Annotated in this window: 14 protein-coding genes; 3 read left to right on the top strand and 11 right to left on the bottom strand. The window is 66.9% G+C overall.

The window, feature by feature from the left end; genetic code table 11:
- Positions 1-18: 18 nt before the first annotated feature.
- The 6 genes from H9639_RS05720 to H9639_RS05695 form a co-directional block, all read right to left on the bottom strand.
- Complete coding sequence (locus H9639_RS05720; RefSeq protein WP_191807161.1) at positions 19-1632, bottom strand: long-chain-fatty-acid--CoA ligase; 1614 nt, start codon at positions 1630-1632, stop codon at positions 19-21.
- A gap of 108 nt (positions 1633-1740) precedes the next feature.
- Positions 1741-2424, bottom strand: coding sequence for a GntR family transcriptional regulator (locus tag H9639_RS05715; RefSeq protein WP_191807160.1), 684 nt, complete (start codon positions 2422-2424; stop codon positions 1741-1743).
- Between the two features lie 176 nt (positions 2425-2600).
- Positions 2601-4106, bottom strand: coding sequence for a tripartite tricarboxylate transporter permease (locus tag H9639_RS05710; protein WP_191807159.1), 1506 nt, complete (start codon positions 4104-4106; stop codon positions 2601-2603).
- On the bottom strand, positions 4106-4654 hold the full coding sequence (locus H9639_RS05705) for a tripartite tricarboxylate transporter TctB family protein (protein WP_191807158.1): 549 nt from the start codon (positions 4652-4654) through the stop codon (positions 4106-4108). Before H9639_RS05705 ends, H9639_RS05710 begins: the two co-directional genes overlap by 1 nt.
- On the bottom strand, positions 4644-5021 hold the full coding sequence (locus tag H9639_RS05700; protein ID WP_191807157.1) for a universal stress protein: 378 nt from the start codon (positions 5019-5021) through the stop codon (positions 4644-4646). The genes H9639_RS05705 and H9639_RS05700 overlap by 11 nt, the downstream gene beginning before the upstream one ends.
- Positions 5022-5045: 24 nt before the next feature.
- Positions 5046-6008 (bottom strand): tripartite tricarboxylate transporter substrate binding protein, encoded by a 963-nt coding sequence (locus tag H9639_RS05695; RefSeq protein ID WP_191807156.1) that lies wholly within the window; start codon positions 6006-6008, stop codon positions 5046-5048.
- A 251-nt stretch (positions 6009-6259) separates the two neighbouring features.
- Between H9639_RS05695 and acnA the strand changes: the two genes are divergently transcribed.
- The gene (acnA, locus tag H9639_RS05690; protein ID WP_225219247.1) at positions 6260-8920 is read left to right on the top strand and encodes an aconitate hydratase AcnA; all 2661 of its coding nucleotides are present in this window, start codon (positions 6260-6262) and stop codon (positions 8918-8920) included.
- A gap of 64 nt (positions 8921-8984) precedes the next feature.
- On the opposite strand, the gene H9639_RS05685 is transcribed toward acnA, so the two are convergent.
- Positions 8985-9866: a manganese catalase family protein gene (locus H9639_RS05685; RefSeq protein ID WP_191807421.1), complete on the bottom strand. Its 882-nt coding sequence runs from the start codon at positions 9864-9866 to the stop codon at positions 8985-8987.
- A 190-nt stretch (positions 9867-10056) separates the two neighbouring features.
- Between H9639_RS05685 and H9639_RS05680 the strand changes: the two genes are divergently transcribed.
- Positions 10057-11067, top strand: coding sequence for a glycosyltransferase (locus tag H9639_RS05680; RefSeq protein WP_318241994.1), 1011 nt, complete (start codon positions 10057-10059; stop codon positions 11065-11067).
- Here the strand turns inward: H9639_RS05680 and H9639_RS05675 are convergent.
- The 3 genes from H9639_RS05675 to H9639_RS05665 all read right to left on the bottom strand — a co-directional run bounded on the left by H9639_RS05675 (position 11039) and on the right by H9639_RS05665 (position 14112).
- A complete protein-coding gene (locus H9639_RS05675) occupies positions 11039-11881 on the bottom strand; it encodes a glycosyltransferase family 2 protein (RefSeq protein WP_191807154.1) in 843 nt (280 codons plus the stop codon). The two genes, H9639_RS05680 and H9639_RS05675, sit on opposite strands and share 29 nt — an antisense overlap.
- Positions 11878-12897 carry a glycosyltransferase gene (locus H9639_RS17155; RefSeq protein WP_191807153.1) on the bottom strand — a complete coding sequence of 340 codons (1020 nt, stop codon included), beginning with the start codon at positions 12895-12897 and terminating at the stop codon, positions 11878-11880. Before H9639_RS17155 ends, H9639_RS05675 begins: the two co-directional genes overlap by 4 nt.
- Positions 12898-13092: 195 nt before the next feature.
- Positions 13093-14112, bottom strand: a complete 1020-nt coding sequence (locus H9639_RS05665) for a glycosyltransferase family protein (RefSeq protein ID WP_318241992.1) — start codon at positions 14110-14112, stop codon at positions 13093-13095.
- Positions 14113-14354: 242 nt separating this feature from the next.
- Between H9639_RS05665 and H9639_RS05660 the strand changes: the two genes are divergently transcribed.
- A complete protein-coding gene (locus tag H9639_RS05660; RefSeq protein WP_191745425.1) occupies positions 14355-14834 on the top strand; it encodes a CinA family protein in 480 nt (159 codons plus the stop codon).
- A gap of 108 nt (positions 14835-14942) precedes the next feature.
- Here the strand turns inward: H9639_RS05660 and H9639_RS05655 are convergent, their stop codons facing one another.
- Positions 14943-16586 (bottom strand): RecQ family ATP-dependent DNA helicase, encoded by a 1644-nt coding sequence (locus H9639_RS05655; RefSeq protein ID WP_191745426.1) that lies wholly within the window; start codon positions 16584-16586, stop codon positions 14943-14945.
- Positions 16587-16643 lie beyond the last annotated feature (57 nt).

Genomic DNA, 16643 nt, shown 5'->3' with positions numbered 1-16643 from the left:
GCTGAACGGGTCCCGGTCCTAGGCTCCGAGCGGGTCGGCCTGCGCTTCACTGGCGGTCGGCTGCACCGGCTGGACCCCCTGAACCGGCTGGGCTCCCTGGACCGGCTGGGCTCCCTGGACCGGCTGGATCTGGATTTCGCGCTTGAGGATTTTGCCCGTGGGACCCTTGGGCAGTTCATCGGTGAAGATAATCCTGCGCGGGTATTTATAAGCAGCCAGGCGGTCCTTGGCGAACGCCAGGATGTCCGCGGCAAGCGCTTCGCGCGCGGCGTCACCGCCCGGTAGGGACCCGGACTTGAGCCCGATCACGGCAGCTACTTCCTCGCCGTTGAGTTCATCGGAGACTCCGACGACGGCGGCTTCCGCGACGGCAGGGTGTTCGTACAGGACTTCCTCCACTTCGCGGGGATACACGTTGTAGCCGCCGCGCAGGATCATGTCCTTTTTCCGGTCCACGATGTAGATGTTGCCGGCCTCATCGAACCGGGCCAGGTCCCCGGTGCGGAACCAGCCGTCGGGGATGGCTGCCGCGGTGGCCTCCGGATTATTCCAGTACTCCTTCATCACGCCCAGGCCCCGGACGGACAGTTCACCGATCTCTCCGATCGGCACGTCGTGGCCCGCGTCGTCGAGCATCCGCACCTCCATCCCGTAGACGGGTTTGCCGATGGAGCCGGGACGGCGCTCCCCGCCGGGGACGTTGAAGGACACGATCGGGGAGGTCTCAGACAGTCCGTAGCCTTCCAGCAGCTCCGCGCCAAACACCTCTTCGAACTCCCGCAGGACTTCCAGCGGCATCGCTGCTCCGCCGGTAATCGCCTCGCGCAGGGAAGTGATGTTCCGGGTTGCCACATCCGGGTGGCGCAGCATGCCGATATACATGGTGGGCACCCCCTCGAAGAGAGTTACCCCGTCCCGCTCGATGATTTCCAGCGCCCGGCCGGCGTCGAACCGGGGGAGCAGGCTGATGGCGGCACCCGCCAGTACGGCCGCATTGAGGGCGGCGGTCTGTCCGAAGACGTGGAAGAAGGGCAGCCCGCCGAAAATCACGTCCGTTTCCGTGATGCCCAGCAGGTCCCTGGCAACCTCGGCGTTGCTGCGCAGATTGTTATGGGTCAGCGCGGCTCCCTTCGGCCGGCCGGTGGTGCCGGAGGTGTAGAGGACGACGGCGATGTCCTCGCCGTCGACCTCCGCAACGGTGTCGTCCGCTTCGGTGTCGGCCAGCAGCTGCCGGAAGCTGTCCGCGTTGACGGGGATCACGTCCACGCCGCCGGCTTTCTCGGCACCTGCAGCGGCTTCGGGAAGCATCAGTTCGAAGGCGAAGAGCAGGCTGGCACCGGAATCCTGCAGCGTGTAGGCGGCCTCGCGGGCCTTTAGCAGGGGATTCATCGGCACCACCACGGCCCCGTAGCGCAGAACCCCGTAATAGACGGACGCCATGGGAGGGATGTTGGGCATCATCAGTGCCACGCGGTCGCCGCGCTGCACGCCGCGGGCGCGGAGCAGGCCGGCCACCTTGGCGCTCATGGCGTTCAGCACCTGATAACTGATCACCGTGTCGTCCAGCTGCAGGGCGGTGTTCCCGGGAGCACGGGCGGCAGTCTCGGTCAGGATTCCGGCGAGGTTGGGCATGGACGATCTCCTTTGATCGGGGCCAGCTGCGGCCGCAGTGCACCCGAGGCTACACAGCCCCGCCGCCGTTGGGAACGTCTTATGCGGTCCCCGGCTGGGCGGCATCAGCTACGAAGCGTCAGGTTTCGTCGATGACAGCACCTCAATGGCACGGCGTCCCAGGCTTCCCACAACGTGCCGGTGCATCGCGGCGCGGGCTGCCTCGGCGTCCCCGGCAATGACAGCTGCCGCGATGTCCTTGTGCTCGGCCTGGACCCTGGCCCGATCCGTCCGGGAGTCCTTTTGGCTCTGCAGCCCGATCTGCCGGTAACGGTCCGCCTTGTCCCAGAGGCCCTCCAGAATGCCGGTGAGGAGCGGGTTATGGGACGCGGTGTAGATGCTGCGGTGGAACTCCCGGTGCGCCGTCATCGCCGCCAGGTCATTGGCGTCACTCAGCGGGACCAGCCGGCGGAGGGATTCCTTGATGGCGCTGATGTCCGCCTGGTTCCTGCTCTCTGCGGCCAGGCCGGCTGCCAGCGGATCGAGGTTTTCGCGGATGACGTAGAGATTGCCGGCCTCCTCCGCCGTGAGGGCGGCAACCCGTGCATCCCGGTGGGATTCCAGCTGGACCAGGCCCTCAGCTTCCAGCCGCCGCAGGGCTTCCCGGAGCGGGGTGGTGCTGACGCCCAGATCGTGGGCCATCTGAGCCTGGCTCAGCACAGATCCGTGCTGGATTTCCGCGGTGAGGATGCGCCGCCGGAGCTCTTCGTAGGCGTAGGCACTCTTGGTCAGTGCAACAGGAGGGGTTGGCACGGCTGACTCCTTGTCCCTGGCGGGCCCCTCCTACGGAACCGACGCAGGAACGACAGCCGAAATAGTCTGTTTCTTATAGCCTACCGGCGCGCTGGGCTCCGGGACCCGGTGGAATTGCGGCGGCGGACACCGCGGGGCCTAAGCAGCAGCCACGCGGTGTCCGCCCCGAAGAGGGCCTAGACGTCCGCCCGGGCGCGCGTGGTGATTCTCCGCCAGAGCGTGTAGATGATGACGATGGCCAGGACCCCGTAGAGAGCCCAGGTGATGGGGCTGCTGACCAGAACCGAAACCTCGCCGCCGCTGGACATCATTGCGTTCCGCAGGCTGGTTTCCGCCAGCGGGCCGAGCACCACGCCGATCATGATCGGGGCCAGCGGAAAACCATAGCGGCGCAGAATGAAGCCCAGGAAGCCAATGGCCAGGACAATCAGCAGGTCAGACACCGCGGCGCTGGTCGCGTAGACGCCCAGGCCGCAAAAGACCGTGATTCCGGCAAACAGGTAGTGCTTGGGAATGAGCAGCAGCTTGGCCCAGAGCGGGGCGAACGGCAGGTTAAGGACCAGCAGCATCACCAGGCCCACGAAGAGGCTGGCCAGGAGTGCCCAGACGAGGTCCGGGTTGCGTTCGAAGAGCAGCGGCCCGGGCTGCAGGCCGTACTGCTGGAAAGCAGCCAGCATGATCGCAGCCGTGGCGGAGGTCGGCAGGCCCAGCGCCAGCAGGGCACCCATCGCGGTGCCGGAGGTGGCGTTGCCTGCGGCTTCCGGAGCGGCCACGCCGCGGATGGCTCCCTTGCCGAACTGCGGGTTGCGGCGTTTACGGTCCAGCCGCCGTTCCGTCCCGTACGCCATGAAGGTCGGCACTTCGGCGCCGCCCACGGGGATGACGCCGAAGGGAACGCCGAAGGCGGTTCCCCGGAGCCAAGCCGGCAGAGCCTCGCGGAACTCGCGCTTGGACAGGTAGGGGCGGCCGGAAACAGCGATCGCGGACAGTGCGGGATCCCGGTGGATCCGGGAGGCAACGTGCAGGACCTCACCCAGGGCCAGGACTCCGACCGTGATGACGATGATGCTGATGCCGTCAAAGAGCTGGGGCATATCCGCGGTGAACCGGGAGGCACCGGAAATGCCGTCGATGCCCACGACGGCGAGGGCCAAACCGATGCCCAGAGCGGCCAGTCCCTTGATAACGGAATCGGACACGACCGATGCCGTCGCGATGAACGCGAATAGGGCCAGGGCAAAATACTCGGCAGGACCAAACATCACGGCGAGGTCCGCGAGTTTCGGTGCGAAGAAAACCACCAGTGTGGTCGCGATCAGGCCGCCGATGAAGGCGCCAATGGCTGAGGTGGCCAGCGCCTGCGGAGCCCGCCCCAGCTTGGCCATGCGGTGGCCTTCGAAAGTGGTGGCAATTGCCGTGGATCCGCCGGGCGTATTCATCAGGATGCCCATGGTGGAGTCGCCGAACAGGCCGCCGAAGTAGACACCGGCGAACATGATGAAGGCTCCGACCGGATCCAGGCTGAAGGTCACCGGGAGCAGCAGTGCAACGGCCATCGAGGAACCCAGGCCGGGCAGGACGCCAACGGCGGTGCCGAGGAACGCCCCCACGAAAACCCAGAGCAGGTTCATGGGAGTCAGCGCCTGGGAGAAGCCCTCCATAAGCAGGGATAGGGATTCCATCAGCCGTAGATTCCTTCCAGGATGCCGCCAGGCAGGTTGAGGCCCAGTCCGGCGCCGAAGGCCAGCTGGATGCAGGAGGAAAACACCAGGGCGAGCCCGATGTCGAATAGCGGGCGCTTACTGCCCAAGGCCCGGGCCACGCCCCAGAACAGCAGCGCTGCGGAGAGCAGCCAGCCAACGGGCACCAGCAGGAGCGCGAAAGCCAGGAAGGAGAAGAACACGAGTCCCAGTGACTTCCAGTCCGTGTAGAAGCGGTGTTCCGCAGGCCCGGCCGGCATCGGATCGGGGTTGCGCAATGTCTGGATTGCCAACAGACCTGCCAGGACGAAGACCGCCGTGGCAATCAGGATCGGGAAGAAGGTGGGGCCCGGTGATTTAGCGCCGTCCGGCACATCCATGGTGATGATGCCGGCGACCAGGTAAACGCCGATGGCAGCCAGGATGCCTGCCACTACTAAACCGCTGCGACCGGTCCAGAAACCGCCCGCGGTGGTGCCCTCCGGTGTGGGGTCCGCTGTTTCTGTACCGTCCCGTGCCTCAGTCGTCATCGGATGCTGCCTTCACGGTCAGCACCGGAACCTGGGAGCCCAGGATGATGGTTTGGGCGTCGGAGCCAAGGATGATTTTGCTGACCCGGGAGCGGTTCCGGACGCCGATGATGATCAGGTGCGCCGCGATTTCCGCGGAGGTATCAAGCAGCTCCTCCGCCGCGTGCCGTCCCTGCGGATCGCGTTCAAGGAGTTTTGCGCCGGCGGTCAGTGCCTCCTCAAGGGCGGCGTCACTGCCTGCTGCCGGAGGATTCTCCGTCAACGGGAAGATGGTCACCGGCATACCGGTGGACTCTGCCGCATCAAGGCCGTGGCGGAGGGCAGCTTCTCCCTCAATGGTGTTCGTGTATCCAACCAGGATTGTCATGGTGTCTCCAGCGCTAGGGGGCTCTTAGTAGCCCAGGTCATTCCAGATGTCATTGACGGCCGATGTCTCCTCGGCAATAAAACGTTCGAACTCCTCGCCGGCCAGGAACCTGTCAGTCCACTGGTTGCGCTCGATCGCATCGCGCCACTGCGGCGTTTCCACCACTTCGGCGAGGATGGCCTGAAGCTCCTGCTTCTGCTCGTCGCTGATGCCTGGTGGTCCGACAATTCCGCGCCAGTTGGTGAGCTCAATGTCGTAGCCCAGCTCCTTCAAAGTGGGAACGTCGATGGACCCGACCGGTTCCGGAGCTGAAACCGCAAGGGCCTTCAGCCGCCCGGCCTCGATCTGGTCCGCGAAGTCCACGTAGCCGCTCACCGATGCCTTGATGGTGCCGGACATGAGGGAGGTGGCCAGTTCACCGCCGCCGGAGTAGGCAATGTAGTTCACCGCGGTGGGGTCGATCCCGCTGGCCTGCGCCAGCTGCGTGATGATCATTTGGTCCACGCTGCCAAGCGAGCCGCCGCCGAAGGCGAAGGATTTGGGGTTCTGCTGCCAGTCGGAAACCAGTTCATCCACGGAGTTGTAGGGGGAATCCGCCGGGACCACCAGGACGTCGTAGTCCTCGGTGATGCGGGCCAGCGGGGTGACATCCTCCAGTGTGGTTTCCGAGCCGTTGATGTTGATGGCTCCGAGCATGGTGATGCCCATCATCATGACGGTGGTGTTCTCACCCTCCATGCCGGCGAACTTGGTCAGCCCGATGGTTCCTCCGGCTCCCGGGATATTCACCACCTGGGCGTTGTTGACGATGCCTTGGGCGCGCATGGCCTGCTGCGCCTCACGGGCTGCTCCGTCCCAGCCGCCGCCGGCCCCGGCCGGAGCGATGATGGTCAACTGGCTGCGCGCATCGTCACCGCTTCCGCTGGCAGAGGCATCAACCGACGCCATAACCACGGCGGCAGCGCCGAGGACGGCGAAAACAGCCATTGCTGTGCGTCTGGCTAGGCGTGGGCGCACTGTGGGCTCGACGCTGGGCTTCACGGCCGATTCCTTCCGGTGGAACTATCGATGAGCAGAATTTCAAACACTGTGACGCTGGCCACAAAAATACCCTATAACGTGTGAACTATAAGTGTCGCCACGTGGCCTGGCCGTTCAAGGTCCGTGTGCACCCCGAAAATATTTCGACGGCGAAGGCGGTGTTGGGTGAATTCGGTATAGCTTATAACCTGTAACCGATGAAAGAGGGCGAAATGGCGAGTGGTGCCGCAGCGAAGGACTGGACCACGGAATTCCGGGTGAACGGAGAGGACTTCCGCGCCGTTGACGCCCGCGCGGCCCTGGGCGGGGACTTTTACCGCCTGCCGGTAGTCCTGCGCCTTCTCGCTGAAAACACCCTGCGCAATTCCTCCGCCGGGGAAAGTGCGCGGACGGTGGAGAACCTCCGGGGCTGGCTTCAGGCGCGGACATCCCTGGAGGAGCTGGAATTCTGGCCCGGGCGCATCCTGATGCATGACACCACCAGCACACCGGCACTCGTGGACATCGCGGGAATGCGGAACTCCCTGGCCGAGGCCGGGCTCGACCCCTCTGTGCTGAACCCGGTGGTTCCGGTGGATGTATCGATTGACCATTCCCTGGCCGTGGAGGAGTACGGGCGTCCCGATGCCGCCGGGCGGAACCTGGTCCACGAGTACCGCCGGAACAACGAGCGTTACAGCTTCCTGAAATGGGCTGCGCAGGGCATGGAAACGGTCCGCATTAATCCGCCGGGCACCGGCATCATGCACACGATCAATCTTGAACAGCTGGCCACCGTGGTCACCACGGTCGACGACGGCGGCGGCGGGCCGGTGTGGGCCGTGCCGGACATGATGATCGGCACGGACAGCCACACCCCCATGATCAACGGAGCGGGCGTGCTCGGCTGGGGTGTGGGCGGACTGGAGGCCCAGACTGTTATGTTCGGGATGCCCACCACCCTGCGGATCCCCGACGTCGTGGGCGTCCGGCTGACGGGCACCCTGCCCCGCGGAGCGACGGCGACCGACCTGGCACTCACGGTGACCCATCGGCTGCGCGCAATGGGTGTATCGGGGGAGTTTATCGAGTTCTGCGGACCGGGAGTCTCCGGCCTCAGCGTCGGCCAGCGCGCGGTGGTGGCCAATATGGCCCCGGAGTACGGGGCGACAACGGGGTTCTTTCCGGTGGATCAGCAGGTGCTGGACTATCTGCGCCAGACCGGGCGCAACGAGTCCCAGCGTGCGCTCGTGGAGCACTACGCCAAGGCATGCGGCTTCTGGTTTGATCCCGGGGCCAGCCCCGAGTACAGCCGCAGCACCACCGTGGACCTCAGCACCGTCCAGCTGCGCGCCGCCGGGCCGCGCCGCCCCCAGGACCTGCTGGCCCTGGGCGGTATCCCGGATGCACTGGCTGCTGAGGGAGTGCTCACGGGCGAACCGGCGTCGGACCTGCCCCGCTTCCCCGTCGCGCTTGCCGCGATTACCAGCTGCACCAACACCACGGACCCGAAGCTGTTGATTGCTGCCGGCCTGGTGGCACGCAAAGCACGGCAGCTGGGACTGCGGCCCGCGCCCTGGGTCAAAACCTCCCTGGCCCCCGGATCACCGGCCGCTGCGAGCTACCTTTCGCGTTCCGGTCTGCTGGAGGACCTGGGCGCCGTCGGATTCGACATCGTCGGCTTCGGGTGCACCACCTGCATCGGCAACCCCGGCCCGCTCCAGGACTCCGTCAAGGCAAACGTCGATGCGGGGCGGGTTCGAGCGGTGGCGGTCCTCTCGGGGAACCGGAACTTTCCCGGCCGGGTGCATCCGGATCTTGACCTGGGCTTCATTATGTCCCCGCCCCTGGTGGTTGCCTACGCATTGGCGGGCCGCGCGGACGTGGATCTCACCTCCTTTGACTTCCTGGCCGGGACGGGGCCGGCTCCGGTGAGGCTCGCTGACCTGCTGCCTGACCAGGCGGAAATCGATGCGGTGTGGGAACGCGGACAGGATCCCGCCGACTTTGCCCGGGACTTTTCCCTGGCCGTCCGGAACCCGATGTGGTCCCGCCTCGAGGCACCGGACGGACCGCTCTTTCCCTGGGCGGAAGACTCCACCATCCTGCGCCGGCCGCCATTCGCCTCGGTCTCGGAGGGCAGTCAGCTGGGCAGATACACGGCCCATCCGCTGCTGGTCCTGGGCGATGACATCACCACGGACCACATCTCACCGGCCAGTGCCATTCCCGCCACAGGGTTCGTGGCGGATTTCCTGGCCGAGCGGGGCGAGGACCGGCACGACCTGAATGTGTTCGCCTCCCGGAGGGGCAACTGGGAAGTGATGCTCCGTGGAGCGTTCCATAACAAAACCGTGGTGAACCACCTGGCGGCGGACATCCCGGACGGGCTGCCGGTGGGGCATACCGTGCACGCCCCCAGCGGGGAAATCCTGCCGCTCTTCGAAGCAGCGGAGAAATACCGCCTGGACGGGCACTCCGTGGTGGTCGTGGCCGGAGAACGCTTTGGCACCGGTTCCTCCCGGGACTGGGCGGCAAAGGCGCAGCGGCTACTCGGTGTCCGGGCCGTCCTGGCCGGCAGTTTTGAGCGGATCCACCGCTCCAACCTCATTGGGATGGGCATCCTGCCCCTGACCGTCACGGCGGAAGCAGGCGCCAAACTCAGGGCCCTGCGCCCGGGTGGCACCCTGGAGATCCAAGCCGGCGCAGACGACCTTGCCCCGCGTGCCGGAATCCCCGTCATCCTCCACTCCGCAGACGGGCACCGGGAAGAGTTCACCGCCACGGCAGCCGTGGAAACCGGGCTGGATGTGAGTCTCCTGCGTGCGGGCGGCGTCATCCCGTCGCTGCTGCGGCAGACCATGGCGGCCATGCCCTGATGCCCGGTGGGGCCGGCCGGGAGAGCCGGCCCGGCCCGCACCGGCATTCGGGGTCCGCCGTGCGTTATTCCTTCCGCAGTTTGTCCTGCACGGATCCGGCGACTTTTTCCACGGTGTTCGGCAGTTCGGTGGTGCCGTAGAACCGCGCATCCGGATGGGTGGGCGGCGGCATGGGCGCCGACGTCGTCGGGCCGTCGTGGTAGCTGAACTCGCCCTTGCCGTCGGGAGTGGGCCCGGAAGCCCAGGAGCCGTCTGCGGCCGTGGCGCCGTCGGAGAAGTTCAGGTACTGGTAGGACACCGAGCGCTCCTCCTTCTTGATTGGGAAGTTGCTCGGGACGGGCAGGTTCTCTGCGCCCTCTTCCTGGAGTTCCCGGGCAGCGGCCAGCCACTGGTTCTGATGCATGGTGTCCCGGGCCAGCAGGAAGGAGAGCAGGTCCCGCACCCCGTGGTCATCGGTCATGTGATAAAGCCGTGCCACCTGGACCCGGCCCTGCATTTCCGCGTTCGCGTTGGCGGTGAAGTCAGCCAGGAGGTTGCCGCTGGCGGTGATGCAGCTGCCCTGCCAGGGGTTGCCGTTGCTGTCCACCGCCCGCGCGCCGGCGCCGGCCACGATGGCCTGCTGCATGTCCGTCCCGCCAATAACGGCGGCGATCGCCGGGTCCGACTGGACGGCGTCGTCGGTAATCCCCAGCGGCGCCTTCTCCAGCAGCTGGGCAATCATGGTTGCGAGCATTTCCACGTGGCCAAACTCCTCGGACCCGATACCGAAGAGCATGTCCCGGTACTTTCCGGGGACATGGGAATTCCAGGCCTGGAAGCTGTACTGCAGGGCGACGGTGATTTCGCCGTATTGCCCGCCCAGGACTTCCTGGAGCTTGCGGGCGTACACGGCGTCCGGCTTATCGGGCGTGGATTTGAACTGCAATTCCTGTTTGTGAAAGAATATTCTGCACTCTCCAACGGTGGGGCCCGGCACAGGGTCCCCGGCCCTCGGTACGAGCCGGTGTGGCGGACCGTTGCGCAAAAACGTAGCCGGGTTCAACCGGACTGAGAAGTGCTAAGCAGGCTTATGGTCTTGGTTTACACTACTTTCCATGACTGGCCAGCCGGAACGGTTAAGCTGCGGAAATCATGCTGTGACCTACATTCTGCCCCTGTACCGCGGGCAGCCGGGGGAACTCGATAACCTGCCCCGCTACCTCGGGGAGGTGCTGGACTGGGCCGCCGTCATGGTGGTGGACGGCTCCCCGCCCGCCGTGTTCGAGCAGCATGCCCGGTTATGGCCCGCCGGGGTGGACCACCGGCCGCCGCAGCATGCCTGCCTCAACGGCAAGGCGGCGGGGGTGATGACCGGTTTGGCTGCCGCACACACCGAGCTGCTGGTCATTGCCGACGACGACGTGCGCTACACCGCGGCTTCCTTCCGCCGGATGGTGGGCCTGTTGGAAACGGCAGACGTGGTGCGGCCCCAGAACTACTTCACACCCCTGCCCTGGCATGCCCGCTGGGATACCGCACGCACCCTGCTGAACCGGGCACTCGGGGCGTACTTTCCCGGCACCCTGGGAGTGCGGCGGTCCACCCTGCTCGCCGCAGGAGGCTACGACGGAGACGTATTGTTCGAAAACCTGGAGTTGATCCGCACGGTCCGGGCCGCCGGCGGAACCGAAATTTCGGCACCTTCGCTGTTCGTGGCCAGACTGCCGTGCAGCGCCAGGCATTTCCTTGGGCAGCGTGTCCGGCAGGCTTACGACGGGTTCGCGCAGCCGTGGCGGCTGGCCGCAGAGCTGGCGTTGCTGCCCGCAGCCGTGCTCGGCTGGCACCTCCGGCGCCGGCTCCTGGCAGCTGCCGGCCTGCTGGCCATTGGGCTGGCGGAACTGGGCCGGAGGCGCAGCGGCGGAAGGGCAGTCTTTCCGCCGTCGTCAGCACTGTGGGCGCCGGTCTGGGTACTGGAACGGGCCGTGAGCGCGTGGGTGGCCGCCGTGCTTCGCCTCACCGGCGGTGCCCCGTATGGCGGAGGACGGCTGAAGACCGCGGGTCATTCGCTGCGTGCGCTCCGCCGCCGGCACCGTGCCGGGAGCCCCACTCAAGCCAGTGTCGCGCCACCCGGCACGCCGCTCACCCGGGCAGCGGCACAGATTCGCTGAGGGCACACGGCTCGGAGCCGGTACCGCCTCGGATCAGGCCGCGCCGGCGGAATCCCTCCAGCCAGCCGCCCATGGGCCAGCTGCCCCAGCGTTCGTGGAACAGGTTTGCGTTGCGGACAATGTCCGCGAGGTGCTGCACCGGCGGATCCTGGGTGGGATGCCACTGATGGTAGGCGCGGGCTCCGCCCACCCACGCCAGCCCCACGCCCTTCTGCCCGGCGAGCCGCGCGAAATCGGTATCTTCCCCGCCGTAGCCGGTGTAGTCCTCGCAGAAACCGCCGATCCGCTGCCAGGTTTCGACCGTGACGGCGAAGGAGAGGGACCAGAACAGGTCCGGGTTGCCGTCCGGAACAATGCTGCCCGGTTCCGGCGCCGGCCGCGCGGGATGCGGTGCGTCCAGGTCCTGGAGCCGGATCAGGTCGTAACCGTCCGGGCCGGGCGGATCCAGGTAGGTCACCGGTCCGCAGAGCAGGCGGCCGTCTGCCTGCTCTGCGGCGGCGGCATAGCCGGCAACCAGATCCGTGCCGGGGAGGCAGTCCACATCGAGGAAGACCAGCAGGCCGGCACCGCGCTCCAGCGCTGCCCGGGCACCGGCGTTGCGCGCGTTCGCCAGCGGAAGACTGCTGCCGGAGGCCGGGACGTTCAGGACTGTTCCGGGCAGCCGGGGATCCCGGACGCGGGCGCCAATGTCCGGATCGTTCATGGCTACGACCACATAGTCATCCACGGGACGTGAGGACAGCAGCAGGGCCTGCTGCTGGGCGGCCAGGTGCCGGTGGCGGCCCTGCGCCAGGGTGATGACGGTGATCTTCATGCGTCCACCTCTGCCGGTGCCCCCGCGCGGTCAGCAACTGCGGTGAGGATCCGCGCTGCCCGGGCCGCTCCGCGTCCGTCGTTCCAGGCGTGCCACTGTCTGCCGTCCAGCCCTCCGGCCGTTTCCAGAACCTCCCGCCAATCCGTCCGGGCGAAGGTTGGGGAGACGATGACCGGCAGATCCTGCAGTTTTGCCAGTGCCCGCGCCGTGGTGAACTGCTCCTGGTGCGGACGCTCCTGCGGCACGATCAGCGCCGGGATGCCGGCAGCTGCCGCGTCCGCCACCGCCCCCTGCCCGGCATGGGTCACCACGAACGACGCCGCCCGCAGGTGGGGGAGGGGATCGCCGGTCCGGTTTTCCGGTGTGGTTCCCACTGCTACCCAGTCCACGCCCGGCGTCTGGCGGCGTGCGTCCTGGATATCGTCGTCGCTCATCCCGCCGCCGCCGGCGCCCCCGAGGACCAGGACCTGCTCAATGCGGCGGGGCAGCCGGCCGGACTGCACCGGCACCCCGGAGATCGCGCCCACCGGGTGCAGTTTCCCGGCCAGGCCGGCATCCGCCGTGCGGAGCATGTCCGGAGCAGCGGCCGGCCAGGCGGCAATCACGGCGTCGGAGATCCCGAATCCCAGAGTGTGGGCCGGATCTGTCCGGACGCCCGGCAGTGCCACCGAAACCACGGGTACCCCGTGCAGGCGCGCGAGGACGGCAACTTCCACGGACACATCCGCCACCAGCAGAGCCGGGGCGGCATCCCGGATCCAGGCCGAAAGCCGGGCCATGCGGCCGCGCAGCCCTGCGTCATCACGCGGAACCCAGTGGAGGAAACCGTTGGCGTCAACGCTTTGCGGCTGGCTGGAGGCATCGTCGCGCTCCAGCTGGATCCAGGGACCGTGCCATTCAGGCGGGCAGGCCAGGGAGGATAACCCGGTGACGCTGCCCGTGGGCAGCTCCGCGGCGATGGCCAGGGCGCGGCGGAGGTGTCCCCTGCCGTGATGGTGGATGTAGTAGCCGATCACGCGGCCACCACCTGTGCGGCCTCGAGCAGCAGCGCCTCATATTCCTCAGGTCCGGGTCGGAACCGGCGGCAGCGAAAAGCGTGATCTCGTGGCCGCGGGCGGTCAGCGCGGAGACCAGCGCATGGGTGTGGGCTTCCAGGCCGCCGGCGAACGGCTCGCTGATCGGAAACCGGGAGGGTCCGATGACGCAGAGCCTCACTGCAGCACCCCGCTCCGGTCCAGGAGCGTGGCGTAGATTTCCGTGTGCTGGGCCGCGATCACCGTGCGCTGTTCGGCGCGCGCCAGGGTGGGCAGCGGCTCCGGCGGGCCGGCCAGCCGGGCGGCGCGGACGGCGGCCTTCAATGATTCCGGATCGAGTCCTGCTTCGTCGTGGTGGTAGCCGAACACCGGTCCCTGGCCGGCATAGTAGCCGCAGTCGGGAGCGGCGACGGCGGTGCCCAGGTCCCGGCAGGCCTCCAGCCAGCCGGAGTGGGTGCCGAACCGGTAGGGCAGCACCGAGAGGTCCAGGCCGGCGAGGTACTCCCAGAGGTCATCATCAGGCAGGAAATCGTGGACGTGGAGAACAAGTTCCCCGGCAGCGGCCTGGGCGGTGAGGAAGTGTGCCAGGCCGGCGTCGTACCGGGCCCCGCCGGATTCCAGGACATCCTTGTGCCCGTTAACCTGCACCACCATGCCGCCGTCCTGCCGGGCAACGTCCAGCAGTGCCTGGATCACGGGCAGCGGCTCCATGCTGGCCCGCAGGCTTTTGACGTGGACCCCGACGCGGAACTCCTGCCCCGGCGGGGTCTGCGCCGCCCGGCGGACGTACTGTTCCATCGTGTCGAGTTCGACGACGTGCGGGTGCGGAATCACGTGGGGAGTCCGTCCCCAGCGGCGTTCGATCTCCGCGGCAGCTCCGGCGGTAAGGGTTATCAACGCGTCGGCACCCGGGATCAGGACGTCCAGGTGCGCGTTGTGCGCTTCGGGGCTGTTGTGGTGGGGATTGCGCAGATCGTGCACCGTGTAGATGAGCGGCTTGCCGTGCCGGCGCAATGCGGTCACGGCGTCCTGCAGATCCTGCGGGTCCAGGGCATCGAATCCGAAGTGGATGTGGAAAACGTCGAAGGAAGCGGCATTGGCGTCGATCCAGTCCGCGTGCAGCATAACCGGCGGCCACCACTTGCCGGTCGCGGGATTGTCCGGGGAATCGGGGTCCGGATCGGGGAGCCGGACCACTTTCGGAAGCTTCTCTGCCTGGCCGGCTGTGGCGCCAGGGACCGGGTCCAGATGGCGGATGTATACGTGTCCGGAGGGAACACTGGCGACCCGAATGGTGTTGCGCGGCTGCAATCTGTGACCCCTTTTCCGTTATGCGGCGGCAGGTCTGAGCAACAACCGGTGCCGCGCGGGTGGTGAAATAGTAAGTAGCGTTACTAATCAATAGCATACGGACCGGAAAGGGTGGGCAGCGGCTGAGTATGAACGCCACAAACGGACAGTTGGAAGAGCTTCCACACCGCATCGCGGAGGAGGTGGAACGGGCCGGGCTGAAGGTGGCCCTGGCTGAGTCGCTGACCTGCGGAAACCTGACGGGAGCGCTGGGGAAGGGCGGCAATACCGGGCAGTGGCTGTGCGGCGGGATCGTGGCGTATCTGACGGAGGTCAAGCAGTCCGTGCTGGGCGTCAGTCCAGGTCCGGTGGTCAGTGCGCGGTGCGCCGAGGAGATGGCGGCTGGAGCGGCCCGGCTGTTCGGAGCCGACGTCGCCGTTTCCACCACCGGGGCTGGCGGTCCGGGCCCGCTGGAGGGACAGCCCGCCGGCACTGTGTTCATTGGCTGGAGCTGCAAGGGCGCCACGGGCAGCTCCAAACATCAGTTCGACGGCGCTCCGGAGGAAGTCATCGAACAGACCGAAGCGGCGGCGCTGCAGCGGCTGCTTGAACTCGCCAGGCAGGCCTGAGGCATCATCCCGGCGGGTGACCTTCGTTCAGCCGCCGGGATGGCGGAACCTGGCGGTCCTTGGCGACCGGTCCCGGAATAACCGCTGCCCGCTGGAGGGGCCGGGACGTCACTGTGCCCTGAGCAGCTCCTTCTCCAGCACCACGTCCACGGAGAGCGTTTTGTAGCCTTCGGAATCGAACAGGACGGTCACGGTGCCGTCGTCGTAGCTCATCACCATGCCGCGGCCCCACTCTGCGTGGGTCACCTCGGACTGCAGCGGGAAGGGCTGCTCCCCGGCGGGTTCCTGAGGACCCAGTTCCTCGCCCCGTTCCTCCGCGCGCTCGCAGTTGTCACAGTTCCCGCACATGTCGGGAGCGTCCTCACCGAAGTAGTTCAGCAGGAAGCGCCGGCGGCAGTCACCGGTTTCGGCGTACTGGCGCATCATCTCCAGCCGGGATGAGTCAATGTTCTCCCGCTTTTCGGCGAATTCGACGGCGGCCTGAACGGCTTTCGCCGCCGTCACAGGCAGCGCGGTATACCCGGCGCCGCTGGCCTGGACCGAACCGGATTGTTCCAGCAGGCTCAACTGCCCGGAGAGCCGCCGGGCGCTGATATCCAGGTCCTGCCGGAGCGTGTCCGCGGAGACTGGAGCATCATGGCGTTTCACCACCTTGAAGACCTGGCTCAGCGCCTCCTCGTTGGGGGATTTCGCGGCGAAGAACCGGCGCAGCCCGAGGTCTTCCGGCCGGTAGTGCAGGAAGATCCCACAGGGTTCCCCATCGCGCCCACCGCGGCCGATCTCCTGGTAATAGCTGTCCACGGAGTCGGGCACATCCGCGTGCACCACAAACCGCACGTTGGGTTTGTCGATGCCCATGCCGAACGCCGTCGTAGCCACCACCACGTCCAGTGCGTCGTTAAGGAACTGTTCATGGATCTGCTGCCGGTCCTCGTGGCGCCGCCCTGAGTGGTAGGCATCAGCGCGCAGCCCTTTTTCCTGCAGGGCCTGCGCATATTCCTCGGTTTCCCTGCGGGTGGCAACGTAGAGCAGTCCGGGGCCGGGCAGCTGCGCGGTCTGGGCCAGGATGGCGCGCCGCTTGTCCTCCGGATTTTCGTGCCGTGCCGCGGACAGGCGCAGGTTGGGCCGGTCGAAGCCAAGGGAAACCTGCAGTTCATTCCGCATGCCGAGCTGCTCCACGATCTCGGCTCGAACCGGCGGGGAAGCCGTAGCCGTCAGGGCGACGACGGGCCGTTCCAGGGCCTTGACCAGAAGATCGAGCTGCAGGTAGTCGGGGCGGAAATCGTGCCCCCAGGCGGAGACGCAGTGTGCTTCATCGATAACCACTAAGGAGACGTCCAGGGCACGCAGCCGTTCCGCTACTTCCGCCCTGGCCACCTGCTCCGGACCGAGGAAAAGAAACTTTGCCTGACCGGCGCCGTCCCCCTCTGCCGCGGCCCACGCCTCGTCCCAGTAGGCCTGGGACTGCGCGGAATTGAGCACGTACGCAGCGGTACGGCCAACCGCCTCGTTAATGGCGTCCGCCTGGTCCTGCTGGAGGGCAATCAATGGTGAAATCACGACGGCGGTCCCCGGCATCGCCATGGCCGGCACCTGGTAGACGGCGGACTTTCCGGCGCCGGTGGGCATGATGCAGAGCACGTCCCGGCCCGTGGACGCGGCCTCCATCGCTTCCAGCTGGCCGGGACGGAAATCCTCCCAGCCAAAAACCCGGGCAGCTGTGCGCTGCAGATCGGCGCGGGACGGTGACATGGGCATTCCTCCTGGCAACAATCAGCGAAACGGACAATTTCGCGGATCCTAAGCCTA

Source organism: Arthrobacter gallicola, assembly GCF_014836775.1.
Taxonomy (GTDB): Bacteria; Actinomycetota; Actinomycetes; order Actinomycetales; family Micrococcaceae; genus Arthrobacter_B; species Arthrobacter_B gallicola.
The sequence above is the reverse complement of the archived record's forward strand: the minus strand, read 5'-3'. Positions and strand labels throughout refer to the sequence as shown.